Raw genomic sequence first — 24,289 nt, 5'->3', positions numbered from 1 at the left:
CCATGCTTTTCATGCGCAAGACCACTACGCTGCCGGGCGCCGACGAGGCGCTGCCGGGCCGGGCCGATCCCATGCCGACGGCGACGCGGCACTTCGTCAACGGCCATCCATTGAAGCCGCCTTATCCTGCCGGCCTTGAGCAGGCCGTGTTCGGACTAGGCTGCTTCTGGGGTGCAGAGCGCAAGTTCTGGGAACTCGGCGACGGCGTTTATGTCACGGCTGTCGGCTATGCCGGCGGCCATACCCAAAACCCGACCTATGAAGAAGTCTGTTCGGGTCGCACCGGTCACACCGAAGTGGTGCTGGTCGTGTTCGACCCGACGAAGATCGCCTACGATCGACTGTTGAAGGCTTTTTGGGAAACCCACAACCCGACGCAAGGCATGCGCCAGGGCAACGACGTCGGCACGCAGTATCGTTCCGCGATCTATACCTCGAACGATGCGCAAGCCGCGGCGGCCGGCGCCTCGAAGACGTCCTATCAGAAGGCGCTGGCGGCCAAGGGGCTCGGCACGATCACGACCGAAATCGCTCCTGCCGGACCTTTCTATTTCGCCGAGGACTATCATCAGCAATACCTCGCCAAGAATCCGGCGGGCTATTGCGGACTGGGCGGCACAGGCGTGTCGTGTCCGTTGCCGACAGGCGTCACCGCCTGATCGCGCGCCTCTATTAGAGAGTGGCCGAGGCTTTCGGCCACTCCACCTCGACGCTCGCGACCAAAAAAACGGTTTGTTAACCATAACAGGTGCAAGACTTAAGCTGTCTCGAAAACAGGACAGCTTAAGTTGCGGGTCACGCGCGCGCTCTCTCTGCCGGTCACGGCTGCCATGGCCGCGCTTGCGCTCGCGGGCTGCATGCAGACGGGCCAGCAGGTCGCGATGGCCCCGCGCAACGACCTCGATACCCTCGCCTACGGCCAGACCGCGCAAACCTCTTACCCCGTTGCTTCAAACGATTCCGGCGGCGCTGTCAGCGCTATTCGCGCCAACTATGCCACCTCGCCGCGCGCGACTTACGCATCGACAGCGGTCGCAAGCACGCCCGCCGTGGTCGCCAATGCCTATGCCGCGGCTCCCGTCGCGGCCACGCATGATGCGCCCTATCACCTCGATGCCGGCGACAAGCTCCGCGTCGTCGTCTACGGCCAGGAAGGCCTCACCAACACCTACGCCATCGATGCCGGCGGCGCGATCACCATGCCGTTGATCGGCGCGGTCGCCGCGCGCGGCAAAACGCCGGCGGGCCTCGCCGCCGACATTTCGGCCCGCTTGCGCAACGGCTATATCCGCGAGCCTTCGGTCGCGGTCGAAGTCGAAACCTACCGGCCGTTCTTCATCCTCGGCGAGGTCGCAGCCCCCGGCCAGTATCCTTACGTGCCGAACATGAGCGTCGAAAGCGCGGTCGCGATTGCCGGCGGCTTCTCGCCCCGCGCCAAGCGTGACAGCGTCACGCTGACCCACAACGCCGGCCGCGGCATCGTCCCGCTCGGCACCGCCATCAGCCCCGGCGATACCATCCTCGTCGGCGAACGCTGGTTCTAGCGAAAGCACCACGGCGCAACTGGCCGTTTTACCGGCATCTCAAGCCGTCAACACACGCGATATTCCGGGAAACGGTATGACAGCATCGCTGTCGCACCGCACAACCAAGGTTTGAGATTCGCCACGGCGGATTTTCATTGCCTCGGGAATGGTTCGCTATCATTCTTCCTCTTGGCGCCATTCCGGTGGGCACCATCCAACAAGAAAAAATGAGTTCCGCCGTAAGCGGTTTTCATCACCGAGTAGGGAAAGAACCTATGCCAAGTCTCACCATCAACGGGCGGACTATGTCCGTCGATGCGGCCAACGATACGCCGCTCCTCTGGGTTATCCGCGAACAGCTCCAAATGACAGGCACGAAGTTCGGCTGTGGCGCCGGACTGTGCGGGGCCTGCACCGTTCACATCAACGGTGAGGCCGTACGCTCCTGCCAGACGCAAGTCAGCGACGCCGTCGGCAAGAAGATCACGACCATCGAAGGCCTGTCCGCCAAGGGCGATCATCCCTTGCAGAAGGCATGGATCGCCGAGCAGGTGCCGCAATGCGGCTACTGCCAGTCCGGCCAGATCATGCAGGCGGCCTCGCTGCTGGCGAAGAACGCCAATCCGACCAAGGAAGAAGTCGTTGCGCACATGGACGGCAATCTCTGCCGCTGCATGACCTATTCGCGCATCCAGAAAGCAATCATGCGCGCGGCCACCGAAATGCGCACCGCCTCCAACGCCGGCAACGAGCGGAGGGCCACATGAATTCGCACGTGAAAAACATCACCCATCACGAGCCGGCCGATCTGAGCCGCCGCTCGTTCCTCGTTGGCTCTGCGGCCACCGGCCTTGCGCTCGGCTATTCGGCCTTGCCCGGCCTGCTCGGCGCCGACCAGGCTTTTGCTGCGCCCAGTAATTTCGATCCGAGCGTGTGGTTCTCGATCGCGCCGGACGGGTTAGTCACCGTCACCAGCGGCAAGGCCGACATGGGCCAGCACATCGCCTCCACCATGGCGCAGATCATCTGCGAAGAGCTCGGCGCCAGCTGGAAGGATATGCGCGTTCAGCTCGCCTCCAACGATCCGAAGTACAACGATCCTGTGCTTGGCGCGCAGGTCACCGGCGGTAGCTGGAGCACGATGATGAACTTCGATGCGATGAGCCGCGCGGGTGCCGCGGGGCGGATCGCGTTGACCGAAGCCGCCGCAGCAATGATGGGCGGCATTCCGGCCGGCCAGTTGATCGTGAGAAACGGGACGATCACCGATCCGAAGTCGAAGAAGTCGATGAGCTTCGCCGACGTCGTCAAGAGCGGCAAGGTCACCAAGACCTTCAGTGCTGACGATCTCAAGGCGATCAAGCTGAAGACGCCGGATCAGTACACCATGATCGGTGTTTCGGTTCCGCAGCTCGACATCCCCTCGAAGACGAACGGGACCGCGAAATACGGCATCGACGTCATGCTGCCGGGCATGGTCTACGGCAAGGTCGTCACCCCGCCGGTGCGCTACGGCGCCACGGTCAAGACGGTCGACGACAGCGACGCCAAGAAGGTGCCCGGCTTCATCAAGGCGGTCACGCTCGACGACAAGACGGGCACGACCACCGGATGGGTGGTTGCGGTGGCGAATACGTTTGCCGGCGCGACCAAGGCAGCCGAAGCGCTCAAGGTCACCTATGACGGCGGCCCCAACGCCAAGCTGTCGAGCGAATCCCTGCTGGCGGAAGCAAAGCGCCTCCAGGGCCTCGACGACTCCGGCCTGTTCTTCGTCAAGGACGGCGACACGACCGCGGCGCTCGGGACGGCGGCGAAGGTGCTGGAGGCCGAATACACCACCAGCATCAACATCCACGCGCCGATGGAGCCGATGACGGCGGCAGCCGAGCAGAAGGGCGACATCTGGCACGTCTACACCGGCAACCAGTTTGCGACACGCTCCGGCGCGATCGCAGCCGGTGCGGCCGGGGTCGATCCGAAGTTCGTCGTGATGCATCAGATGTGGCTCGGCGGCGGCTTCGGCCGGCGTCTCGAGGGCGACATGCTGGTGCCGGCCGTGCAGGCCTCGAAGGCCGTCGGCAAGCCGGTGAAGATCATCTACACCCGTGAAAACGACATGACGATGGACTTCTCGCGACCGTTGACGTTCCAGAAGATCAAGGCTGGACTGGACGGCGACGGCAAACTGGTGGCGATGAACCACGATGTCGTGGCGGCATGGCCGACCAAGCGCTGGGGCATTCCGGCCTTCCTGTCGCCTTCAGTCGACAAGAAGGGCGCGCTCGACGCGTTCACGGTGAACGGTGCGGACTTCTTCTACACCGTTCCCAACCACAACGTTCGCGCCATCCTCAACGAGATGGCGCAGACCGCTACCCCCTCGGGTCAGTTGCGGTCGGTCGCGCCGGGCTGGACGTTCTGGGCAGTCGAAAGCATGGTCGATGAACTTGCGCACGCCGCAGGCAAGGATCCGGCGCAATTCCGGATCGACCTGCTTGATGGCAAGGGCGCCAACAATGGCGGCGCGCAGCGGTTGCGTAACACGCTGCTCGCGGCCATGGGTCTTGCCGGCTACGGCACCAAGCAATTGCCGAAAGGCGAAGGCATGGGCGTGGCCTGCGTTTCGTCGCAGGAGCGCGCCACCGCAAGCTGGACCGCCTGTGTCGCCCATGTGGCGGTCGCGCCGAGCGGCGAGGTCAAGGTCAAGAAACTGACGGTGGCGACCGACGTCGGCACCCAGGTGCATCCCGACAACATCCGCGCCCAGGTCGAAGGCGCGGCGCTGTGGGGGTTGTCGCTTGCGTTGTACGAAAAGGCGACGCTGAAGAATGGCGGTATCGAACAAACCAATTTCGATACCTACACACCCTTACGGATGAGCCAGACACCGGACGTTGCGGTCGCCGTCATCGCCAATGGCGAGCCGGCCCGCGGCGTCGGCGAACCGGCGGTCACCGTGATCGCGCCGGCGCTTGCCAATGCGATCTTCAATGCCTCCGGCGCCCGCGTGCGCTCGCTGCCGATTACCGCAGAGGCGGTGAAAGCGGGGATGAAGGCGTAAAGCCTTCGTAACTCGCAACAAATACCAGCCGCCGGAGGGCTTCCTCCGGCGGCTTTTTTTGGCCTAAAGACGCGCACTCATTCAAATTTTACCTTCCGCGAAAGCGGCTCGTTCACGATCTCTCTTAAGGCTCGGGGAATGACTTCTAGGCTAGGTTGCGCCACACCGTTCGCGCCTGACCAATGAGGGGTTCATGTCAGCCCAAGCCACGTCGACCAAGCGCCGCCTGCTGTTGGCGTCCGACCACCCCGATCAAAGCCGCGAACTGGAACGCATCCTTCAATCGGTCAGCGAGGTGCAAACCTTGTCGACGTCGGAACTTCCCGACACGCCGGCCGATCAGATCTCCGGCGTCGTGGTCGACATCAATTTGCGCTCCGCCGAGAGCGTGCAGCGGGTTCGCAACAAGCTGCGCCACGATTCCTATCGCACCATGCCGCGCCTGTTCGTGCTCGCCGATGCGCTTCATCACGGTTCGATGCAGGCCTGGGCGCTGGGCGCGACCGATACGATTTCACGCCCCTTCGACGCGGCCGGCATCTTGCGCCGCATCCGCGCTGCCTTCCCGGACAGCGATGGCTTCGATGCGACGAATCGCGGCAAGACCTTGAACCGCGGCATCGCCGCCGCCCATGAGGTGATGGTCAAGATCTTCAACAAGCTTCCGGCGGGCGAGCCGCTGAAGTTCAGCGATGTCGTCGAGGCCGAAAACAAGATCATCAAGGCGATCAAACACTCCTCGTTGCGCGAATGGCTGACCACGGTCGGCTGCCATCACGCCGACAGCTATCGTCACTGCCTGTTCGTGACCGGCTTTGCCGTTGCCTTTGCGCAGCATCTGGGCATGCGCGACGACGACCAGCGCCGCCTGGTGCGAGCCGCGCTGCTGCACGATGTCGGCAAGGCCTTCATCCCGACGGCGATCCTGGACAAGCCGGGCTTGCTCAACGAAGAAGAAAAGAACGAGATGCGCAAACACCCGCGCCTCGGCTACGACGCGCTGGCTGCCCAAGGCGGCTATCCGCCCGAGATGCTCGACGTCGTCCTGCACCATCACGAATTGCTCGACGGCAGCGGCTATCCGGATGGACTCAGCGACAACGAGATCAGCGACATCGTGCGGCTGACGACGATCGTCGATATCTACGCGGCGCTGGTGGAATCGCGGCCCTACCGCATTCCCTTCACCCACGCCAAGGCGTTCTCGATCATGGAGAAGATGGAAGGCAAGCTCGACCAGCACCTCTTGGTCGCCTTCCGCCCGGTGACGTTCGGCGCGTACTAACCCGAGCTGACGCGAGTGGACAAAGATGGCCACGCGAAAGCTAGTCGTCTCGATAACTGCAATCGGTCTAGCGGTGGCCGCCACTCCTTTCATTTTATACGGATGGCTTCAATTCCAGACGTGGTATTTTCACCAAGAGCGTCGGCTGTTGCGCGAAATGCGCGCCGCTCAATCTCAAAGCACGAACGATTCTGCGCTTGCGCGTGACGTTCTATTGAGAGTTGTTCCTCTCGGAACGGATAGAGAAGAAGCGTCAGCTATTCTCCGTAGCGAAGGGTTTGGTTGTCAGTCGATCGCCAAACCGATCACCGAGACCCGATTACGGCTACGCTCAGCGGACAGCACTCGGGTGAGAGATAGCTGGATCGATTGTCAGGCACTCGCCCCCAATGTCTTGGGAAACAAACAATGGATCGTCGATTTGGAATTTGACCCCGACGGCCATTTGAACGACGTAGGTGTCGCAATGTGGAATATATTTCTATAGCCTATTCCACTGAATCAAGCTTTAGCTCCCGCGCCTTGGATCCGTCGATAGCGTATCGAGTGGTCTTCCTGACGCCCATTGCCTAAGGTCCTCGAATGTCACGCCTGATGTGTCTATTCATTGCCGCCGCTCTGTCGCTGCCTTCGCTGACAGCGCAAGCAGCACCTGTGCACAAGCGTCCCAAGCCGGTCTGGCACGGCTACGGTTTCCTGCCGGGCTATCACCAGCCGCCGAGCAACAGCCAGCCGCTCTATGGCCAGAAAGCTGCCGCGTTCCGTCTGGCGCAACACAGGAAGCGTCCCTGGTACATTGACCCGACGCCGGAGTATTACGGCTACGACGGTGACTGGCACTATCTGGGCTGGCCGGGTTTCTACCGCGGCCACTACAATGGCGGCACGTTCGGTCCGTGCTGGACGCAGACACCGATCGGACCGGCCTGGAATTGCGGCTAACTAGCTCTCGTACGACGAAATCTCGATCAGGCTGCCGTCGGGATCGCGGCAATAGACCGACCGCAGCGCGCCGCGCGCGCCTTGTTTCGTCACCGGACCTTCCTCGATCGCGACGCCGCACGCCTTGAGGTGCGCGACAACCTCGTCCGGCGCGCTGCCGGTGAGAAAACAGAGATCATCGCTGCCGGGCACTTCATGGTCGGCGGTGAACCATTCGACCTTGTCGGCGCCGCGCGGCCGCACATTGATCTTCTGATCGCCGAACAGCAGTGACGTCCTCACCGGCTTGCCGTGGCCGGGATCGAATACCCTGACCTCCATGCCCAGCACCTTCCGATACCAGTCGACGCTGCGCGCCACCTCAGTGACATTGATCACGATATGATCGAGCGCGTTGACCTTGACGGGCATAAGCAATCCTTTCGTCGTATTCCGTGGCGGGGTTGCGGCGCTGGCCGCCCCGAACTTTGTTTGTTACAACGCAGGCCACGTTGAATTCAACAAGTCGGGCCCCTCGAAGCGGCCTGACGCCAGGGAGAAAAACATGATGCTCCGCCGCACCGCGATGGCCTGGTTTGCGTTCGCCCTGGGCGCATTCATCCTTCCCGTCAGTGAAGCTTCGGCCCTCGATTATCCCACGCGTCCGGTTCGCTTCATCGTCGGTTATCCGGCCGGCGGTTCCACCGATATTCTGGCACGGCTGGTTGGACAAAAGCTGTCGGAGCGGCTCGGCCAGCAATTCGTGATCGAGAACAAGCCCGGCGCCGGCAACAATATCGGCACCGAGACTGTGGCGAGGGCGGAACCCGACGGTTATACCGTGCTCCTGATCAACCCCGCCAATTTCATCAACACCACGCTCTACGCCAATCTCAATTTCGATTTCCTGCGCGATATCGCGCCGGTCGCGAGCTTCAATCGCACGCCCAATGTGATGACGGTGCCGGTGGATTTACCTGCGAAAAACGTCGCCGAATTCATCGCTTATGTGAAAGCAAATCCGGGCAAGGTGAATCTCGCATCGTCCGGCAACGGCACGTCGGTGCATCTGTCCGGCGAAATGTTCATGGCGATGACCGGCGCCAAGATGCTGCATGTCGCTTACAAGGGCGCAGCTCCCGCCACCACCGACCTGATCAGCAACCGTGTCCAGGTGATGTTCGACAATATGCCCTCGATCATCGGACACATCCGCGGCGGAAAACTGCGCGCGCTGGCCGTGACCACGGAAAAGCGTTCGCCGGAATTGCCTGATGTGCCGACGGTCGGCGAAACCGTTCCCGGCTACGAAGCCAGCGCGCTGTTCGGGATGGGCGCGCCTGCCAAGACGCCGCCGGAGATCATTGCCAAGCTGAACAAGGAGATCAATGCGGTGCTGGCCGACCCCGAGGTCAAAAAGCGTCTGACCGAGCTTGGTGGTGAGCCGCTGATCACCACGCCGGAAGAATTCGGCGCGACGATGAAGGCTGAAACCGAGAAGTGGGGGAAGGTCGTCAAGGCCGCCGACATCAAGATCGAATGAAGCGGCCGGTAGCGGCTTTTTGCTGAGGCGAAAGCGCTAACTTCAAAATAGATAAGGCCGGGACTGCGAACGACGCGGTGCCGGCCTTTGTCCATATCAGGTCCCGTCAGCCGCCTTCACCGCTGGCTGAGCCTCGGCGTCCGGCTTCGGCGCTTCCGCGACCGGCGTCGCCGCCGGTTCGGGATCGAAGCCGAACAGCTCGACCAGGAACTTGTAATATTTCGGCATCTTATCCTTCAGCGCCGCGCGGGTCTTCGGCTCGGAGATGGTTCCTTTGCCGGCCAAGAACACGCTCGCGGTGACCGCAAAGAACTCCTGCGGGTTCGTCATCACGTAGTCGTCCTTGGGGAAGGCGTTCTGGCTCACAGCTTTGGCGTACATCGCCTTGATGCCGAGATTTTCGAATCCGCTGCCGACCAGCTTGTTGTGATAGGCATGCAGCATCTCGTGCAGCATGACCGGGTCCTCTGCATATTTCAGCATGTTCGGACGGAACCTGATGACGCCGGTTCCGGCGTCGGCCGCCAGGTCAACGAAATTCGGGTTGTTCCAGCTCATGGTCTTGGGGTCCCAGACCGTGAAGGTGTGGTCGCGCGCGGACGTTCCCTGACGCATCGAACTATAGCAGGCGATCGGCGGTCCGAGGTCGGTGCAGCCCATCTCGCTGGCGATGATCGGCACCGTGTGGAAGAATTGCATCACCTTCGGGCTAAGGCCGGCGTTCTCGACGAGATCGAGCTGCTTCTTCAGAAGCCCGACAATCTCCTCTTTGTCCTTGCGGTCGACGTTTTCGGACAGGTCGTAGATGTAACCCTTGTAGGTTTCGAATCCGGCCGGCACCTCCGCAGGCGCGACCTCGATGATGCGCGAGCCCGCGCCGGCAACGTTGGATGCGAACGAAAGCATCAGGACAACAGATGAAGTCAGAAACAGCCCACGCATGATTTTCCCCGGCCTATTGGCGTTTGCGATCGATGAAGGCATTCGGCCCCCGTTATCGAACGCATCCTACAGAACCGAACTTGCATTGCCGTTTCGCCGGTCGTCGCAAGTTTTAACTGGATGTTTTGCCGTCGTTAACTATGCGCCGCCGCGCGCCCGATCGCGACGTGAGAGGACAGGCCCCCGCCTTGCAAATGGAGGTGGGGGCGCCTGCACGTGCAGGCAGGGGCCTGTATTCCGGGCGCCGCTTGGGGGCCGGCGCGCCAGAAACCTATTTCAACGAGGTATTGATCGCGGTGAACTTGCTACTGAGTTTGGAGCCCAGCCCATTCACGACCGTGATGATGGCAAGCGCAATGCCTGCCGCAATCAGGCCATACTCGATGGCCGTGGCGGCATTTTCGTCTTTCAGGAAATTTTTGATGATGTTCACGCCAGGTCCCGTCCCGTTATTCTGTCCAAGCAAGCCGTTCTGGATAGATAACGTGCGGGTTTCTCTCGCAGCGCTGATGGCAAGGCATAGCGCATAACATTTTACGGAAATGCTAAGCGGCAAGGTTAACGAATTGCGTACGCTTTCTCGAAACTACATTCCCGGCGCGTCGCGGATCTCGACCCGGATCGGGGTCGGATTGAAGCCGTTGCAGGGGTTGTTGACCTGCGGGCAATTCGAGATCACGAACAGCACATCCATCTCGGCGGTCGCGTCGACATGATTGCCCGGCGCCGAGATGCCGTCGACCACCGTGAAATTGCCGGATGGATCGATCGGCACATTCATGAAGAAGTTCAGGTTGGAAACAATGTCGCGCTTGGTGAGACCGTGCTTCGACAATTCGAGAATGAAGTTCTCGCGGCAGGCGTGCTGATACTTCGTCGCTTCCCCGAACCGCACGGCATTGCTCTCGCACGAACAGCAGCCGGCCGACGTATCATGTCTGCCGCATGAATCGGAAGTGATCTTCGCCATCACCCGGCCCTTGTTGGAAATCAGTCGCGTCCCGAGCTCGATATAGGCAGAGCCCTGCACGCGCAGCGTATCCTGCGAGCTGTATCGCTCGGTAAGATCGCCGGCGCAGTAGAGCAGCGCATCGACCGCCTGCTGCCCTTCGCTGTCGATGATCCGCAAGGTCTGGCCTTTTTTCAGCACCCGCGACCACGGCCGCTCCGAAGGAATGTCGAAGGCAAAAGTCAAATCCGGAACAGCGGAAGCGGTCATTTCGAAATTCCTCAAGCGTAAAGGCGGTCCGTGAAGTCGAAAGCGCGCATCGCCTCGGGCGAGGCGGTGCGGCACAGGTCTTCCCGCGTGGCCAAAGGCACGCGATGTTTGATCAGCGTGGCGCTGCCGCCGGCCAACGGCTGCGGATTGAGCGGGTGCGTACAGTTGGAGGCGACCACGATCAGATTCATCTCCGCGCGCAGGTCGACGAAATCCCCTGCCCGCTTGCGGCCCTCGTGCCAGAGGAAACGCCCGGCGTCGTCGAGCCCGACCGGCGCAAAGAACGTGATGCAGGGCGAGATGTCGCGGACGCCGAGCCCGATCTTGGAGACCGCGGCCAGAAAATTCTCCTGGGTGTTGCGTCCACTGGCGCCGGTTGCAGCGACGACGGAAGCCGGCGTCGAGCCGCCGACCAACAGGTCATGTGCCCCGCAGCTATCTTCGATCAGCGAGAATACCGCGCGTCCCATGTCGGAAAAGATCACGCGGCCTTTCGAGATCGCAGCGCTCCACTGCACTTTGATCGTATCGGCGCAATTGATCCGCTCGGAAGTATCCTCCTCGCGCCAGGCGAGAACCGAGACGCTGGCTTGACCGGTGTCGTCGACAATTCGCAATGCTTCGCCACGGCGCAGGAGCAAGGTGGTGTACCAACCGTGCGGCACCGTCTCGCGATGGATCACCGCATTGGCTGGAATTGGCGCGCCGTCCAGCGCGGTCGGCTCCGGCAATCTCTTCGGCGTCAGTTCCTGCCCTGCGGCGCGAAGCTCTTCATAGCGGCGGCGATTCTCGGCGATTTGCGCTTGCGTCTGGGCCATTGTCCAACTCCGAAGGTGTTATGCGCCAATCGTGAAGTGAGCCTCGACCGTCTTTGCCGCCTTGCCGTTGATCGGCAGGATGTCCTGCGGGCAGGCCGAGAAGGCGATGACGAGATCCATCTCCGCGCGCAGGCGGACATAGCCGCCCGGGACCGGCCGCGGCGGCGCGGCGAATTGCAGCGCGCCGTTGGCGTCCCAGGGAATGTTCATGAACAGGTTGAGCGGGCTCGGCACCTCCGGCGGCGTGAGGCCAAGCTCGGCCATGCCGGCAAAGAGATTATCGGTGCAATTGTCGTGATGCCCCTCGACGCCGAGAAACGCATAGCGGTAGCGGTCGCAGGCGGCGATCAGCGTGTCGTGGACGCCGCCGGAGGTGTCTTCCATCAGCGTAAGGATCGGACGGCGCTGGTTGGTTCGCAGCACGTCGCCTGGTTTGGGCACAAGATGCAGGCTGTGGGCGCGCGTATGTTCGTTGGACATGAACTCGGAAAGATCGGCGCGATTGAACGCCCAGGTATCGACGACCTGTTCGCCGTGGGTATTGATCACGGTCACGGTTTGCCCGGCCGCGACGAAAGCCGCCTTGCCGCGCCGCGCCGGAATTTCGATCAAGTTTTGCATCGGTTCACTCACGCTCTGAACGCAATCAGGTCGATCTCGACAATCCCGCCGCGCGCCAGCGCCGTGACGCCCACCGTGGTTCGGCCGGGCCGCCGGCCGTCAGTGAAATGGCTGGAGAAGATGGCGTTCATCGGCGCGTAGTCGCGGTTGAAATCGGTGAGATAGATGCGGGCGAACACGACATTGGCAAAGGACATGCCGCAGCCTTTCAAGACGCGCGACAGATTATCCATCACCTTGCGCGTCTGCGCCTCGATCCCTTCGGGAATCGGGATGGAATCGTCGTCCGGATCGGTTGCGAGCTGACCCGTCACGAAAACGAAGGGACCGGCTTCCACCGCGTGGCTATAGGGCGTGACCGGCGCCGGCGCGTCCGGCAGCAGGTGAAAAATCGGATCCATGGCGAACTCCCTCGGCGGACTCCCTGCCAGCTCTTATTTGACGCCTGCCGCTGGCGGCCTGTCTCCAGCGTAGCGCTGAATGAACTGCCGCGCGCGGTCGGTTTCGGGATTGGAGAAAAACTGCTCCGGCGATCCGGTCTCGACGACACGTCCACGATCGAGAAACAGCACCCGCGTGGCAGCTTCGCGCGCAAAACCCATTTCGTGGGTCACGATCACCATGGTCATGCCTTCACGCGCGAGTTCCCGCATCACCACCAGCACCTCGCCGACCAATTCGGGATCGAGCGCGCTGGTCGGTTCGTCGAACAGCAACAGATCGGGCTTCATCGCCAACGCCCGCGCAATGCCGACGCGCTGCTTCTGGCCGCCCGAAAGCTTCGCCGGGAATACGTCGCGCTTGTCGGACAGGCCGACTTTGGCCAACAGCGCCAGCGCTTCTTCTCTCATCTCGGCCTTCGGGCGCCTCTGCACCTGAACCGGCGCTTCCATCAGGTTTTGCAGTACGGTCAAATGCGGCCACAGCGCGAAGTGCTGGAACACCATGCCTATGTGGGTGCGGATTTTCGACAGCTCGCGGTCGCCCATGACGACGCCGCCGGTGGTGATGCCGATCTCCTTGCCGTTCAGATAGATCTGACCGGCGTCGGGCCGCTCGAGCCAGTTGATACAGCGCAACAATGTCGACTTGCCCGAGCCGGACGGGCCGAGCACGCACACGGTCTCGCCCTTCTGCACCTGAAAGCTGATATCGCGAAGCACTTCGAGATCGCCGAAGCTCTTGGATATGCCGACTACGTCGAGAACCTTGGTGACGTCTCTCATTGCGACTCCTGGTGGTCCGATTCTAACATTCGCATCCCTTCGCAGCGGCCACTTTTGCGAATGTTAGAATCAAAAGGACCACCAGCAAATTTAGGTTCGTAGTGGGGTTTAAGATTTGACATTCGCATCGCGAATCGCCGGCTAGCTCTGTTGCGAATGTCAAATCCACCCCACTACCGCCTGCTCGCCGCCATGCGGTCGACCGTCGTGACGCCTGCCTCGATCACCAGACACAAGCCCCAATAGAGAAACACCGCGGTGATGAAAGCCGCGAACGGAACGTAATGCCGCGACTGGATCGAGGCCGCCGCATGAGTGAGCTCGGGCAGCGCGATGATGGTGAGGAAGGCGCTGTCCTTGACGATCTGGATGATCTGGTTGCCGATCACCGGCCCTGCGGCGAGCAACAGCGGCGGCAGGACGATACGGCGAAACAGCGAAAGACTGGAAAAGCCGAAAGCGACGCCGGCCTCGATCGGTTCGCGCGGCTGCGATGCCCAGGCTCCGCGCAGGATTTCCGCCATATAGGCGGCGTTATAGATCGTCAGCGCCACCAGTCCCGAAGTCCAGTTGTCCAGCCGAAGACCGACCGACGGCAGGCCGTAATAGACGATATAGGCAAACAAGAGAAACGGGACGCAGCGCATGCCGTCGACAAAGCCGCGCGCGATCCAGGCGAGCCATCGTTGCTTCGACATCAGTGCGGGCGTCAGGAGAAAGCCGACCAATAGCGCCGCGATCGCCGACAGCACCGACAGGATCGTGGTGTTGCCGAGCCCGCTCAACAGCAGGCTGCGCTCGCTCCAGACGATGCCGAAATCGTGGATCATGCGGCGGCCTCGGCCCTGATCTGGCGCCGCTCGATCCAGCGCTGCAGCGAGACCAGCAGGAACACGATCGGCGCATAGAGCGCGATCGCGACCAGAAACGGCGGCAAGGGATCGTAGGTCTGGGCGCCGATCCGCACCGCGGCGCGGGTGATGTCGACGACGCCGACCACGGCGAGCACCGGCGTCACCTTGATCAACAGCGACATCTCGTTGACGAGGCCGGGCAGGCTGACCCGCACGATCTGCGGCAGCACGATGCGGCGGAATCGCAACGCCGCGTTCATGCCGACCGATTGCGCCGCCTCGTATTGATCCTTCGGAAAATTCATCAGCGATGCCCGCCAGACTTCACAGTTGAACGCGGCCGTATTCATGACCAGCGCCAGGATCGCCGCGGAGATCGGCCCGATCGCGATCCCGATATTGGGAAGCGCGAAGAACAACAACAGCAGCAAAGTGACCAGAGGCGTCGCGCGCAGGATGCTGACATAAACGGCAACCACGCGCGCAACAACCGGCACATCGGCCCAGCGCAGGATCGCCAGCGCAAGGCCGATCGGCAGGCCGATCAGGATGCCGGCCAGTGACAGCGTTACTGTCACGACGGCACCCTGAAGGATGGCCAGAAGGTCACCCGCGCTCATGGCCGGCCGGTCCGAGTTGGGATCAGAACTCGGGATCCCACTTTACTGGAAGATTGGGAAAGGCTTCGCCGAACCACTTCTTCTGCAACTCGGCGAAACGGCCGCTCTCCTTTTGCTTGGCAATGAAGCCGTTCAGGAAGGTGAGCAGTTCGGTATTGCCCTTGGCGACGGCCCAGGCCGGAAACGACTTTCCGGACACCGCCTGACCGAGCTCGAACACGCCGGGCTTTTCGGCGACCAGCGTTTGCAGGTTGATCACGGTGTTGACGACGTAATCGACGCGGCCGAGCGCGAGGTCCTGATAGGCCTCGGGATAGGAGGTGTATTCGACGACCTTGCCGAGCTTGCCGCCTTCCTTCTCCAGCATCGTGCCGAGTTCCGGCAAGCGCGCCAGCAGCGCGCTGCCCGCCTGCACGCCGACGGTCTTGCCGCTCAGATCCTTGATCGAGGTGATGCTCTTGTCGTCCTTGCGCTTGAGATAATAGTGCGTGGCGTCGGCGATCGGGCTCGTGAAGTCGAGCGACTGCTGCCGTTCCTTGGTGATGATCGCGGCCGTGATGGCGGCGTCGTATTTGCCGGTGCTGACGCCGGCGAGAATGCCGGTCCATGGCAGGATCTGCTGCTTGATCTCGAACGGCGCGTATTTTTTCAGGTCGTCGATCATTTCGTTGTCGAAGCCGACCGCCTGGCCGTCCTTGACGAACTCGAACGGACGGAAATCGTCTTCGGTCGCCACGATCAGCCCGCGCTGCTTGATTTCATCAAGGCCTGCGGCCTTCGACGTGCCAGCGAGCATGGGAACTGCGATCAAGGCGGCGGCCAGACCCAGGACGAGACGCCTGGGCATCGGATTGCGGATCAACGAAACGGTCGTCATCGGAGGCTCCTTTTTAAGATTACTCGAATTTAAGATTACTCGAACTTGAATCCGTGCTTGCGCAGGTAGGGTGGAAACGTCGCGCCCTCGGCTTTCGCCGCCTGGCGCGCCTTGTCCTCGGACCAGCCATAGAAAGCGGCCTCGCCGAATTCGGCATTGGATCGCTGCTGGTCTTTTGGAATGGCGTGGATTGCATCGCGACGGCGGTCGTAGTCGTCGATCGAAGCCGCGAGCGCGCTGTCGTCGTAACGATCGGTGTGCGTGGTGATCGCGCGGGGAAGGCGCAGGCTGACAAAGCCTTCCGCCGAGGGATAGCCCAGGCAAAGCCCGGCGACCGGAAAGACGAGGTCGGGCAGCTCAAGGATTTCGGCGACCTTGTCGGCCTCGTTGCGGATGACGCTGATCGGGCAGACGCCGAGCCCGTTCGATTCCGCGCAGAGGATCATGGTCTGCATGGCGAGCGCCGCATCGATGCTGGCATTAAAAAAACCTTCCAGCGTGCCGTTCGCGACCGGCTTGCCGCGCAATTCGCCGATCCGATGAAGCCGCCTGGAATCACCAAGAAATACGAAGAACACCGGCGCATTGCCGATCCACGGCATGGCTGGAAACAACGCGCCGATCGCGGCGCGTTTTTGCGCGTCGCGCAGCCGCAGGATTGACGCCTGCTGAAAGTCCGATTTCGCCGAAGCACTCAGGGCGCAGGCGGTGAGAAGATCCAGCAACGCTTCGCTCGGCATCTTCTCGCTATAGCGCCGTACCGTCCTGCGCTGGAGCACGCGCCGCATCAGTTCATTGTCTTCGGCGCCATCCGCCGTGGGGCCACGATCGCCGAAGCGACGGGCCAAACTCTCCGCGATCACGGACATCCGTGCAGCCTCCCTTGTCGAAGTTGGTTGTTTTGGTGACGGACTACTCCGCCGACCGCGAGTTTCGACATCGCCGGTCGAGGTTTCAAGCCGTTCATCACCAACTCCGCACCGTTAAAACTTTGGGAGATTGGCACCGACCCGTGCAGCGCCAATGCAAGGCTACTGAGGTCTCCCGGGATTTTGTCCCGCCGTGATCTGTGCGGATTTCTCCCGCACAGGCGGCAGCTCTCGGACCAGCCATCACGAAGCGCGGCGCGCAGACGCGTGCGGAACCCTAGCCACCAACTCAATCGGGGAATAAGGAGCAAAGGACATGCCAAGGCTGTGGGCAGCCTGGCACTTCGAATGCTTTCCCGCCGGTCAAATCACGCGCAGTACGCCAAGTGCTTCTGTCTTGCGGGGAATCGCGGTTGCTGCACGGTCGTCACATTCGCCGAAATGCGAAGTATACTTCGCAATTGCGCTTTGAGTGGCGAAGCAGACGGCAAGCCTGCGGTATTGAGCGACGGATTTTCAGGCAGCCTGCACAGATTCTGATCGTTCGCCCGGTCGCCAGGCCAATCAGTCCGGATTGGCCGCAGTTTCCGCCTCTTTGGCCCGCGCGGCGACGACCTTTTGCATCATCGTGATGAAGCGTTTTTGCTCGGCCTTGCTCAGACCTTCCAGCGTCTCGTGATGCGCGGCCCGCGCAGACGCCTCGATCTGCCGCAGCAGGCGTTCGCCGGATTTGGTCAGCCGGCACATCTGCGCCCGGCGGTCCCGGCTGTGAACGGTGCGCTCGATAAATTTGCGGGATTGCAAACGCTTAAGCGCGCCGGTCGTGGTGGTGCGGTCGAGCATGACCTCGGCCGCAAGCGTCGTCTGGTCGGCGGTTCCACATCGGGCGAGCGCGGTCAGGAGGCTGTATTGCAGCGGCGTGAGGTCGAAGGCAGCACATTTCCTCTGAAACAACGCAACATGGATCTGGTGCAACCGCCGGATCAGGAATCCCGGCCGTTTGTCCAGCGGCCAGCCGCCGCCGCGCTGCCGCACCGCCTTACCCGTCAAACCTGCCATGGCCTTCCCTGCGCCCATTTGATGCACCTATGGTACCAATGCCGCGGCGCCCAAAATACGAAGTGTACTTCGCATTCGGCCGTCTTTATAATCGCCGACAAATTTCAGCTCCGCAAAGAGGAGATTGCTCATGTCCCCAGCCGCGTCCGTGAATACCAGCTTCGACCTGCTCCTCCGAGGGGGTCGCGTGATCGATCCGGCCGCAGGTATCGACGGCCAGAAGGATGTGGCGATCCGTAACGGCAAGATCGCCGCCGTGCAATCCGATATTCTCCCGGCCAGCGCCAAGGAAGTCGTCGACGTCAGCGGCAAGATCGTCCTGCCGGGACTGATCGATACCCACGCCCATGTCTATCAGTATGTCACCGGCCGCTTCGGCATGAATGCCGATATGGTGGGCGTCCAGTCCGGCGTGACGACGCTGGTCGATCAGGGCGGCCCCTCCTGCATGACGCTGCCCGGCTTCCGTCATTTCATCGCCGAACCGGCCAAGTCGCGCACGCTGGCCTTCCTGTCGGCCTACCTCGTCGGCGGCCTGGAAGGACATTACTACCCCAACCTCTATAGCCCCGATGGCGTCGACATCGACGCCACGGTGAAGGCGGCGACAGCGAACCTCGATCTGGTGCGCGGCATCAAGGCACATGCCGAAATCGGCGGCTTCGCCCGCTGGGGCATTCGCGTCATCGAAATGGCGGCCGAGATCGGCCGCCGCTCCGATCTGCCGGTCTATGTGCATTTTGGTCAGCTCTGGGGCCTGCCGGAAAGCGGCACCAACGGCGAAGACGTCGACACCATTCTGGAGCGCGTGATTCCGCTGTTGCGGGACGGCGACGTTCTCGCCCATCCGTTCACGCGCCACCCTGGCGGCTTCGTCAATCGCGAGGGCGAGGTGCACCCGGTGATCCAGGCCGCGCTCGACAAGGGACTGAAGGTCGACGTCGGCCACGGCAGCCATTTCTCCTACCGCCTGGCGAAAAAGGCGATCGCGGCGGGCATTGTCCCGAACACGCTCGGCGCCGACATTCACGGCTATAACACCCACGTCCCGGCGCCCGCGGGAACGCCCGACGAGGCCGCGGACGACGAAAACCATCCGTTCGCCGGACAGGCCAAGTTCAGCCTGGTGCAGGCCATGAGTTCGATGATGGCGCTTGGGCTGTCGCTCGAACAGGTGGTGCCGATGGTGACCTCGAATCCGGCGCAAATGCTCGGGCTTTCCGGCGTGATCGGTACACTGCGCTCCGGCGTCGAAGCCGACGTCACGGTGCTCGACGAAATGCGTGGCCGCTACATCCTGAAAGACAACGAGAAGACGGAAGTGGTTGCCGACCGCCTGTTGCAACCGGCGTTCTGCTTGCGGGCCGGCGTCCGTTATGATGCCATTGCCCCGATCCTGCCGCAGGCGGTGGCCGCCTAGCGCCACCAGCGGCCAAGAGAACGGCAAAGGGGATGGTAGCCGGCGAGCGCGAGTCTGAGTCTGCGTCAACCGCGGCGGAAGCCGGTCAGGGCGTTGGCGCCCGTATGCTTCGCAAGGAGGATGACCGCTTCCTGCGCGGACGCGGTCAATTCGTCGCCGACATCCGACTGGCTGGCCTTCAGGACGTCGCCTTCGTCCGCAGCCCGCTCGCGCATGCCCGGATCAAGGCCATCCATATTCCGGAGCGCTATCGCGAGGTCGTCTTCACGGCGGACGATCTCACCAATGTAAAGCCGATCCGGGCCGTGACGTCGCTGCCCGGTTTCAAGATCTCCGAACAGTCGGTTCTCGCCACCGGAAAAGTCCGCCACGTCGGCGAGATGGTGGCGATGTGCGTGGCGGCGACCCGCGCCGAAGCCGAAGACATCGCCGCCGCCGTGACGCTCGACCTCGAGCCGCTTCCCGCCATCTACGACATGCGCAAGGCGCTCGAACCCGGCAGCGCGCTGGTGCACGAGCACTGGGGCGACAATGTCTTCCTCGAAAGTTTCTTCGAGGTCGACATCACGCAGGCATTCGACGCGCCCATCAAGGTCACGCATGAAATCTCGACGGCGCGCCAGTGCATGTCGCCGATGGAAGGCCGCGGCGCTGTCGCGACCTTCGATCACCGGCTCGACCAGCTCACGCTCTACACCGGCGCGCAGATGCCGCACATCGTGCGCAACGGACTGTCCGATACGCTCGACATCGAGCAGGGCCGCATTCGCGTCGTCTCGCCCGATATCGGCGGCGGCTTCGGGCATAAGGGAATTCTGCTGCCGGAAGAGGTTTGCCTTTCCTGGCTCGCCTTATATAAAGGCTTGACGGTCCGCTGGACCGAAGACCGCCGCGAGCATTTGAGCGGCGCCGCCAATTGCCGCGAACATCACTACAACATCACCGTCTATGCCGATCGCGACGGCAAGCTGCGCGGCATCGATTGCGAGGCCATCGTCGATTCCGGCGCCTATTCGTCCTATCCGTTCTCGGCCTGCCTCGAGGCCGCGCAGGTCGTCAGCATTCTGCCCGGCCCCTATCGGATGCCGGCCTATCGCTGCCGGACCTATTCGGCCGCCACCAACAAATGTCCGATTTTGCCTTATCGCGGTGTGGCGCGGACCGGCGTCTGCTTCGCGCTCGAACTGATGCTGGATGCGGTGGCCAAGGAGGCCGGGTTAGAGCCTTACGAAGTCAGGCGCCGCAACCTGGTCGCGCCGGAAGAAATGCCGTTCGAGAACATCACGAAGAAGCATTTCGACAGCGGCAACTATCCGGAAGCCATGCGGCGCATGCTTGAGGCGGTTGACGTCGCCGCGATCCGCAAACGGCAGAAGGCGGGAGAGCCGGACAGCCGGCTGATCGGGTTCGGGCTTTCCATTTATTGCGAACAGGCCGCGCATGGCACGTCGGTCTATTCCGGCTGGGGCATTCCGATGGTGCCGGGCCACGAGCAGGCGACCGCGCGTATGACGCCCGACGGCGGGCTGGAATTGCGGGTCGGCGTGCAATCGCACGGCCAGAGCATGGAAACGACGCTGGCTCAGGTCGCGCATCAGATCCTCGGCATCGACACCGCCAAGATACGCCTGATCCACGGCGATACTGCGATGACGCCCTATTCCACCGGGACCTGGGGTTCGCGCTCGGCGGTGATGGCTGGCGGCGCAGTCGGCACCGCCTGCGAGATCATCGCCGAACGCGCCAAACGCATCGGCGCCAAGCTTCTGCAACTCGATCCGGCTTCCGTCACCTTGCGAGACGGACGCGTCTGCGGGCCGAGCAGCAGCATCGGCCTTTCCGAGATCGCACATACCTGGTACCGGCGGCCGCAGGATCTGCCGCCCGATGTCGATCCGGCCGGACTGGAGGCGACCGGCGGCTACAAGCCGCAGCGCGACAGCGGTACGTTCAGCTACGCGGTGCATGCGGTGACGGTCGCGGTCGATCCCGACCTCGGCGACATCGAGATACTGGATTACGTCATCGTCGAAGACGGTGGCGTGCTGCTCAATCCGATGGTGGTCGACGGCCAGATCTTTGGCGGGCTAGCGCAAGGCATCGGCACGGCGTTGTACGAGGAAATGCCGTTCGATGCCGCCGGCCAGCCGCTCAACACGACGCTGGCGGATTATCTGCTGCCGGGACCGACCGAGGTGCCCGAGCCGCGGCTCGATCACATGGAGACGCCCTCGCCCTACACGATGTTCGGCGTCAAGGGCATCGGCGAAGGCGGCGCGATCGCGCCACCGGCCGCGATCACCAATGCGGTAAACGACGCGCTGCGGCCGTTCGGCGTCAAGCTGCTGCACTCGCCGATCTCGCCAAGGCGGGTTGTCGAAGCCGTGCTGAACGCGCGCGCATCGAAAGGCGAAGCCGCATGAAAGCCGCGCCCTTCGCCTTCGAACGGCCGTCAAACCTGAAAGCAGCCATCGCGCTGATGGCCGAGACGAATGGAGCCGCCAAGATCATGGCCGGCGGCCAGTCGCTGGGTCCGATGCTCAATCTGCGTCTGGTCCGGCCGGATCTGATCATCGATATTACGGGTCTCGCCGAACTCAAGCAGGCGGAACGCGATGGCGACGAGCTCGTGATCGGCGCCTGCGTGACCCATGGCGACATCGAGGACGGCCGCGTCCCCGACGTCACGCGGGGTGCGATGCAGCGGGTCGCGAGCAACATCGCCTATCGCGCGGTCCGCAACCGCGGCACCATCGGTGGCTCGCTCTCGCATGCCGATCCGGCGGCGGATTGGGTTTCGGCCTTGCCGGCGCTCGGCGCTAAAATCCGGCTGCGCGGTCCCAAAGGCCATCGCGATCTGCCGATCGAGGATTTCATGACCGGCGCGCTGGAGTCGGCGCTGGACGCCAACGAGCTGGTGGAGTCCGTTCGCGTTCCGGTAAGGCGCGCTTCGGCGCGCTGGGCTTACGTCAAGGCCTGCCGCAAACCCGGCGAATTCGCCCACGCCATCGCCGCCGTGCTGATCGATCCTGAGGCGGCCACGGGACGCGTCGTGATCGGCGCGATCGAGGCGCCGCCGATTGTGCTACGCGACGCTTCGGTGCTGTTCGGCGGCAAGATATCAGGCAATTTCAAGAAGGAGTTCGTGGCGAGCGCGGCCGATACGCTGATGCAAAAGGCCGGCGTTGCGAACGCGACCGACCGGCATATTCACGTCGCGATCCTGCGCCGCGCCATCGAAGAGGCCACCGCATGACCACGATCGGCCTCACCGTCAACGGCCGCGCAGTCAGCAAGCCGCTCGATCCGCGCACGCATCTGGCGGACTTCTTGCGCGACCAGCTCGACCTCACCGGCACGCATCTTGGCTGTGAGCATGGCGTGTGTGGCGCCTGCACGCTATTGGTCGACGGCATGCCGGCGCGCTCCTGCATCACGTTTGCGGCGACTTGCGACGGCGCACGTGTCACCACGATCGAAGGCCTCGATGACGACGAGGTCGCAACCGAATTGCGCGCCGCCTTCAGCCGCGAACATGCGTTGCAGTGCGGTTACTGTACGCCGGGCATGCTGATCTCGGCGCGCGATCTCGTGCTTCGCCTGGAGACATCGGACGAACGCGCCATTCGCGTCGGCATGAGCGGCAACCTCTGCCGCTGCACCGGCTATGTCGGAATCGTGCGCGCGATCCGCTCGGTCATCGATGCGCGGAGGGGCCGCGGCATCGTGCCGATTCCGGGCGCGGGACGCCGCGAGCTCGGCCCCGTCGGTTCCGGCACCGGCGCATCGACCACATCGAATCGCCCCGCGCGGCCAGTGACGGCAAGCGCCGAGGCGCAGCCGGAAGCCAGCGCCGCAATCGACGTGCCCGATTTCGTGCCCGACAAGAGCTTCGACGAACAGTTCACGGTCGCTTTCCCGCCGGCAAAAGTCTTCGAGATGTTCGGCGATGTGAAGCGCGTCGCCACCTGTCTTCCCGGCGCATCGCTGACCGCAACGCCGGCTCCCGATCGCGCCGAAGGCCAGATCGGCGTCAAGCTTGGCCCGATCTCGGCGAATTTCCGCGGCGCCGTCCGGATCGAGCGCGACCCGGCAACGCTTTCGGGCCGGATCATCGGCATCGGAAACGACCAGCGCAGCCGCTCGTCGACCCAAGGCGACGTCCGCTATCGCTTGCTGCCGCTCGAGGGCGGAACATCGACGCGGGTCGAACTTTCGATCGGCTATAGCCTGCGGGGTTTTCTGGCCCAGATCGCGCGCGAGGGGCTGGTGCGCGACCTCGCCAAGCGGCTGACGGCGGATTTTGCCCGCAATCTCGGTGCGAGCCTTTCGGGTGTGGCGCCCGTACAGCCGAAGCAGCTCAACGGGTTGATGCTCGCCTTCGATCTCCTGAAGGGATTTTTCAAAGGCCTGCGGAGAAACTAGCGCTGCATCCGCATGATCTGGTCCATCGGCGGCATGTTCTGGTTCAGATGCGACATGATCCAGAGCGAGCCACCGACCACCAGGAACACGATCAACAGACCAAAGGCCAGCGCCAGGATGTTGTTGGTGTTGTCTGGATCCGTGGTGATGTGAATGAAAAATACCAGATGCACGCCCATTTGCGCGATCGCAAGCACGACCAGCGCTACCGGAATCGACGGCTGCCAGACCAGATCGGTGCCGGCGATAAAGAACGAGGTCGCCGTCATCAGGACCGCAAGCCCGAAACCGACGCAATAGCCGAGCAGGCGCGGACCGACGCGAACTTCCTCCTCGTCACCGGGGGCGAGATCGGCGGGATAATGCAGATGTTGATCGCTCATGCAGCGCTCCCGAGCAGGTACACCACGGAGAAGATCGCGACCCAGATGATGTCGAGCGCATGCCAGAACAGCGCAAAGCACAACAGGCGCCGCATGATGTCCGCGCGAAATCCCTTGGCGAACACCTGCGCCATCATGGTGAGCAGCCAGAGAATGCCGGCCGAGACGTGCGCGCCGTGACACCCGACCAACGTGAAGAACGACGACAGGAACGCGCTGCGCGTCGGTCCCGCACCGCGTCCGACCAGTTCGGCGAATTCACGGAATTCGAGCGCCAGAAAGCCTAAGCCCAGCAGGCAGGTCACGGCCATGCCGACTTGATACCACAGCGTATTCCGCACGTCGGCGGCGATCATCGCGAGCCCGCAGGTGAAACTCGACAGCAGCAGCAAGGCCGTTTCCGCCGCGACGCTCCGCAGATCGAACAGTTCCGCACCTTTCGGACCACCGGCCGTCTGCCCCAACAGCACCGCATGGGCCGCGAAGAAGCAGGAGAACATCACGATGTCTGAGAGCAGGAAGATCCAGAAGCCGTAGCCGGTCGTGATCCGCTTCGACGCCGGACCCTCCTGCGGCCGTCCGCCGAGCAGATTCGAATCGCCATGTCCGTGAAACACCGC

At 62.7% G+C, this 24,289-nt stretch carries 27 protein-coding genes and 1 riboswitch; of the genes, 12 read left to right on the top strand and 15 right to left on the bottom strand.

Annotated features, from left to right (window positions below; genetic code table 11):
* The first annotated feature begins 2 nt into the window (after positions 1-2).
* The 7 genes from msrA to BUA38_RS14945 all read left to right on the top strand — a co-directional run bounded on the left by msrA (position 3) and on the right by BUA38_RS14945 (position 6,814).
* Positions 3-659, top strand: a complete 657-nt coding sequence (gene msrA / locus BUA38_RS14970; protein ID WP_072818803.1) for a peptide-methionine (S)-S-oxide reductase MsrA — start codon at positions 3-5, stop codon at positions 657-659.
* Between the two features lie 171 nt (positions 660-830).
* Entirely contained in the window at positions 831-1,544 is a 714-nt protein-coding gene (locus BUA38_RS14965) for a polysaccharide biosynthesis/export family protein (RefSeq protein WP_072826132.1), read from the top strand.
* A 257-nt stretch (positions 1,545-1,801) separates the two neighbouring features.
* Entirely contained in the window at positions 1,802-2,293 is a 492-nt protein-coding gene (locus tag BUA38_RS14960) for a (2Fe-2S)-binding protein (protein WP_072818801.1), read from the top strand.
* Positions 2,290-4,587, top strand: a complete 2,298-nt coding sequence (locus BUA38_RS14955) for a xanthine dehydrogenase family protein molybdopterin-binding subunit (RefSeq protein ID WP_072818799.1) — start codon at positions 2,290-2,292, stop codon at positions 4,585-4,587. The genes BUA38_RS14960 and BUA38_RS14955 overlap by 4 nt, the downstream gene beginning before the upstream one ends.
* Before the next feature lie 193 nt (positions 4,588-4,780).
* Positions 4,781-5,872 (top strand): HD-GYP domain-containing protein, encoded by a 1,092-nt coding sequence (locus tag BUA38_RS14950; RefSeq protein ID WP_072818797.1) that lies wholly within the window; start codon positions 4,781-4,783, stop codon positions 5,870-5,872.
* 25 nt (positions 5,873-5,897) lie between these two features.
* On the top strand, positions 5,898-6,359 hold the full coding sequence (locus tag BUA38_RS36700; RefSeq protein WP_156898531.1) for a hypothetical protein: 462 nt from the start codon (positions 5,898-5,900) through the stop codon (positions 6,357-6,359).
* A 95-nt stretch (positions 6,360-6,454) separates the two neighbouring features.
* Positions 6,455-6,814 (top strand): hypothetical protein, encoded by a 360-nt coding sequence (locus BUA38_RS14945; protein ID WP_072818796.1) that lies wholly within the window; start codon positions 6,455-6,457, stop codon positions 6,812-6,814.
* Here the strand turns inward: BUA38_RS14945 and BUA38_RS14940 are convergent, their stop codons facing one another.
* A complete protein-coding gene (locus BUA38_RS14940) occupies positions 6,815-7,225 on the bottom strand; it encodes a VOC family protein (RefSeq protein WP_072818794.1) in 411 nt (136 codons plus the stop codon).
* A gap of 133 nt (positions 7,226-7,358) precedes the next feature.
* Between BUA38_RS14940 and BUA38_RS14935 the strand changes: the two genes are divergently transcribed.
* On the top strand, positions 7,359-8,336 hold the full coding sequence (locus BUA38_RS14935; RefSeq protein WP_072818792.1) for a Bug family tripartite tricarboxylate transporter substrate binding protein: 978 nt from the start codon (positions 7,359-7,361) through the stop codon (positions 8,334-8,336).
* Positions 8,337-8,432: 96 nt separating this feature from the next.
* Here the strand turns inward: BUA38_RS14935 and BUA38_RS14930 are convergent, their stop codons facing one another.
* The 12 genes from BUA38_RS14930 to BUA38_RS14875 all read right to left on the bottom strand — a co-directional run bounded on the left by BUA38_RS14930 (position 8,433) and on the right by BUA38_RS14875 (position 17,441).
* Positions 8,433-9,278, bottom strand: coding sequence for a hypothetical protein (locus BUA38_RS14930; RefSeq protein ID WP_072826131.1), 846 nt, complete (start codon positions 9,276-9,278; stop codon positions 8,433-8,435).
* Between the two features lie 271 nt (positions 9,279-9,549).
* Positions 9,550-9,711: a Flp family type IVb pilin gene (locus BUA38_RS14925; protein WP_072818790.1), complete on the bottom strand. Its 162-nt coding sequence runs from the start codon at positions 9,709-9,711 to the stop codon at positions 9,550-9,552.
* A 153-nt stretch (positions 9,712-9,864) separates the two neighbouring features.
* A complete protein-coding gene (locus tag BUA38_RS14920; protein WP_072818788.1) occupies positions 9,865-10,497 on the bottom strand; it encodes an urea amidolyase associated protein UAAP2 in 633 nt (210 codons plus the stop codon).
* 11 nt (positions 10,498-10,508) lie between these two features.
* On the bottom strand, positions 10,509-11,315 hold the full coding sequence (locus tag BUA38_RS14915) for an urea amidolyase associated protein UAAP1 (protein ID WP_072818786.1): 807 nt from the start codon (positions 11,313-11,315) through the stop codon (positions 10,509-10,511).
* Positions 11,316-11,333: 18 nt separating this feature from the next.
* Positions 11,334-11,936: a DUF1989 domain-containing protein gene (locus BUA38_RS14910; protein ID WP_072818784.1), complete on the bottom strand. Its 603-nt coding sequence runs from the start codon at positions 11,934-11,936 to the stop codon at positions 11,334-11,336.
* 8 nt (positions 11,937-11,944) lie between these two features.
* Positions 11,945-12,337, bottom strand: coding sequence for a RidA family protein (locus tag BUA38_RS14905; RefSeq protein ID WP_156898530.1), 393 nt, complete (start codon positions 12,335-12,337; stop codon positions 11,945-11,947).
* A gap of 33 nt (positions 12,338-12,370) precedes the next feature.
* Entirely contained in the window at positions 12,371-13,162 is a 792-nt protein-coding gene (locus BUA38_RS14900; protein WP_072818782.1) for an amino acid ABC transporter ATP-binding protein, read from the bottom strand.
* Positions 13,163-13,335: 173 nt separating this feature from the next.
* Positions 13,336-13,992, bottom strand: coding sequence for an amino acid ABC transporter permease (locus BUA38_RS14895; protein WP_072818780.1), 657 nt, complete (start codon positions 13,990-13,992; stop codon positions 13,336-13,338).
* Positions 13,989-14,636, bottom strand: coding sequence for an amino acid ABC transporter permease (locus BUA38_RS14890; protein ID WP_072818779.1), 648 nt, complete (start codon positions 14,634-14,636; stop codon positions 13,989-13,991). Before BUA38_RS14890 ends, BUA38_RS14895 begins: the two co-directional genes overlap by 4 nt.
* Before the next feature lie 22 nt (positions 14,637-14,658).
* Entirely contained in the window at positions 14,659-15,513 is an 855-nt protein-coding gene (locus BUA38_RS14885) for a transporter substrate-binding domain-containing protein (RefSeq protein ID WP_072818777.1), read from the bottom strand.
* Between the two features lie 35 nt (positions 15,514-15,548).
* On the bottom strand, positions 15,549-16,382 hold the full coding sequence (locus BUA38_RS14880) for a nitroreductase family protein (protein ID WP_072818775.1): 834 nt from the start codon (positions 16,380-16,382) through the stop codon (positions 15,549-15,551).
* A gap of 170 nt (positions 16,383-16,552) precedes the next feature.
* A riboswitch (guanidine-I (ykkC/yxkD leader) is annotated at positions 16,553-16,674 on the bottom strand.
* 272 nt (positions 16,675-16,946) lie between these two features.
* Entirely contained in the window at positions 16,947-17,441 is a 495-nt protein-coding gene (locus tag BUA38_RS14875) for a MarR family winged helix-turn-helix transcriptional regulator (protein WP_072826129.1), read from the bottom strand.
* 130 nt (positions 17,442-17,571) lie between these two features.
* Between BUA38_RS14875 and BUA38_RS14870 the strand changes: the two genes are divergently transcribed.
* The 4 genes from BUA38_RS14870 (at position 17,572) to BUA38_RS14855 (ending at position 23,286) form a co-directional block, all read left to right on the top strand.
* Positions 17,572-18,861 (top strand): amidohydrolase/deacetylase family metallohydrolase, encoded by a 1,290-nt coding sequence (locus BUA38_RS14870; RefSeq protein ID WP_072818773.1) that lies wholly within the window; start codon positions 17,572-17,574, stop codon positions 18,859-18,861.
* Between the two features lie 104 nt (positions 18,862-18,965).
* A complete protein-coding gene (locus tag BUA38_RS14865) occupies positions 18,966-21,284 on the top strand; it encodes a xanthine dehydrogenase family protein molybdopterin-binding subunit (RefSeq protein ID WP_244553255.1) in 2,319 nt (772 codons plus the stop codon).
* Positions 21,281-22,117, top strand: a complete 837-nt coding sequence (locus tag BUA38_RS14860) for an FAD binding domain-containing protein (protein WP_072818769.1) — start codon at positions 21,281-21,283, stop codon at positions 22,115-22,117. The genes BUA38_RS14865 and BUA38_RS14860 overlap by 4 nt, the downstream gene beginning before the upstream one ends.
* On the top strand, positions 22,114-23,286 hold the full coding sequence (locus BUA38_RS14855; protein ID WP_072818768.1) for a xanthine dehydrogenase family Fe-S subunit: 1,173 nt from the start codon (positions 22,114-22,116) through the stop codon (positions 23,284-23,286). Before BUA38_RS14860 ends, BUA38_RS14855 begins: the two co-directional genes overlap by 4 nt.
* Here BUA38_RS14855 and cyoD read toward each other — a convergent pair.
* Together cyoD and BUA38_RS14845 are read right to left on the bottom strand one after the other, a co-directional pair.
* On the bottom strand, positions 23,283-23,669 hold the full coding sequence (gene cyoD / locus BUA38_RS14850) for a cytochrome o ubiquinol oxidase subunit IV (protein ID WP_072818766.1): 387 nt from the start codon (positions 23,667-23,669) through the stop codon (positions 23,283-23,285). The genes BUA38_RS14855 and cyoD overlap by 4 nt on opposite strands.
* Positions 23,666-24,286 carry a cytochrome (ubi)quinol oxidase subunit III gene (locus BUA38_RS14845; RefSeq protein WP_072826128.1) on the bottom strand — a complete coding sequence of 207 codons (621 nt, stop codon included), beginning with the start codon at positions 24,284-24,286 and terminating at the stop codon, positions 23,666-23,668. The genes cyoD and BUA38_RS14845 overlap by 4 nt, the downstream gene beginning before the upstream one ends.
* Between the last annotated feature and the right edge of the window lie 3 nt (positions 24,287-24,289).

Origin of the sequence: Bradyrhizobium erythrophlei, assembly GCF_900142985.1 — a bacterium.
Taxonomy (GTDB): domain Bacteria; phylum Pseudomonadota; class Alphaproteobacteria; order Rhizobiales; family Xanthobacteraceae; genus Bradyrhizobium; species Bradyrhizobium erythrophlei_B.
The sequence above is the reverse complement of the archived record's forward strand: the minus strand, read 5'-3'. Positions and strand labels throughout refer to the sequence as shown.

Excerpts from the sequence above, each read along its gene's own strand:
- msrA (WP_072818803.1), top strand. The coding sequence starts at position 3 with ATGCTTTTCATGCGCAAGACCACTACGCTGCCGGGCGCCGACGAGGCG.
- BUA38_RS14965 (WP_072826132.1), top strand. The coding sequence starts at position 831 with ATGGCCGCGCTTGCGCTCGCGGGCTGCATGCAGACGGGCCAGCAGGTC.
- BUA38_RS14960 (WP_072818801.1), top strand. The coding sequence starts at position 1,802 with ATGCCAAGTCTCACCATCAACGGGCGGACTATGTCCGTCGATGCGGCC.
- BUA38_RS14955 (WP_072818799.1), top strand. The coding sequence starts at position 2,290 with ATGAATTCGCACGTGAAAAACATCACCCATCACGAGCCGGCCGATCTG.
- BUA38_RS14950 (WP_072818797.1), top strand. The coding sequence starts at position 4,781 with ATGTCAGCCCAAGCCACGTCGACCAAGCGCCGCCTGCTGTTGGCGTCC.
- BUA38_RS36700 (WP_156898531.1), top strand. The coding sequence starts at position 5,898 with ATGGCCACGCGAAAGCTAGTCGTCTCGATAACTGCAATCGGTCTAGCG.
- BUA38_RS14945 (WP_072818796.1), top strand. The coding sequence starts at position 6,455 with ATGTCACGCCTGATGTGTCTATTCATTGCCGCCGCTCTGTCGCTGCCT.
- BUA38_RS14940 (WP_072818794.1), bottom strand. The coding sequence starts at position 7,225 with ATGCCCGTCAAGGTCAACGCGCTCGATCATATCGTGATCAATGTCACT.
- BUA38_RS14935 (WP_072818792.1), top strand. The coding sequence starts at position 7,359 with ATGATGCTCCGCCGCACCGCGATGGCCTGGTTTGCGTTCGCCCTGGGC.
- BUA38_RS14930 (WP_072826131.1), bottom strand. The coding sequence starts at position 9,278 with ATGCGTGGGCTGTTTCTGACTTCATCTGTTGTCCTGATGCTTTCGTTC.
- BUA38_RS14920 (WP_072818788.1), bottom strand. The coding sequence starts at position 10,497 with ATGACCGCTTCCGCTGTTCCGGATTTGACTTTTGCCTTCGACATTCCT.
- BUA38_RS14915 (WP_072818786.1), bottom strand. The coding sequence starts at position 11,315 with ATGGCCCAGACGCAAGCGCAAATCGCCGAGAATCGCCGCCGCTATGAA.
- BUA38_RS14910 (WP_072818784.1), bottom strand. The coding sequence starts at position 11,936 with ATGCAAAACTTGATCGAAATTCCGGCGCGGCGCGGCAAGGCGGCTTTC.
- BUA38_RS14905 (WP_156898530.1), bottom strand. The coding sequence starts at position 12,337 with ATGGATCCGATTTTTCACCTGCTGCCGGACGCGCCGGCGCCGGTCACG.
- BUA38_RS14900 (WP_072818782.1), bottom strand. The coding sequence starts at position 13,162 with ATGAGAGACGTCACCAAGGTTCTCGACGTAGTCGGCATATCCAAGAGC.
- BUA38_RS14895 (WP_072818780.1), bottom strand. The coding sequence starts at position 13,992 with ATGATCCACGATTTCGGCATCGTCTGGAGCGAGCGCAGCCTGCTGTTG.
- BUA38_RS14890 (WP_072818779.1), bottom strand. The coding sequence starts at position 14,636 with ATGAGCGCGGGTGACCTTCTGGCCATCCTTCAGGGTGCCGTCGTGACA.
- BUA38_RS14885 (WP_072818777.1), bottom strand. The coding sequence starts at position 15,513 with ATGACGACCGTTTCGTTGATCCGCAATCCGATGCCCAGGCGTCTCGTC.
- BUA38_RS14880 (WP_072818775.1), bottom strand. The coding sequence starts at position 16,382 with ATGTCCGTGATCGCGGAGAGTTTGGCCCGTCGCTTCGGCGATCGTGGC.
- BUA38_RS14875 (WP_072826129.1), bottom strand. The coding sequence starts at position 17,441 with ATGGCAGGTTTGACGGGTAAGGCGGTGCGGCAGCGCGGCGGCGGCTGG.
- BUA38_RS14870 (WP_072818773.1), top strand. The coding sequence starts at position 17,572 with ATGTCCCCAGCCGCGTCCGTGAATACCAGCTTCGACCTGCTCCTCCGA.
- BUA38_RS14865 (WP_244553255.1), top strand. The coding sequence starts at position 18,966 with ATGCTTCGCAAGGAGGATGACCGCTTCCTGCGCGGACGCGGTCAATTC.
- BUA38_RS14860 (WP_072818769.1), top strand. The coding sequence starts at position 21,281 with ATGAAAGCCGCGCCCTTCGCCTTCGAACGGCCGTCAAACCTGAAAGCA.
- BUA38_RS14855 (WP_072818768.1), top strand. The coding sequence starts at position 22,114 with ATGACCACGATCGGCCTCACCGTCAACGGCCGCGCAGTCAGCAAGCCG.
- cyoD (WP_072818766.1), bottom strand. The coding sequence starts at position 23,669 with ATGAGCGATCAACATCTGCATTATCCCGCCGATCTCGCCCCCGGTGAC.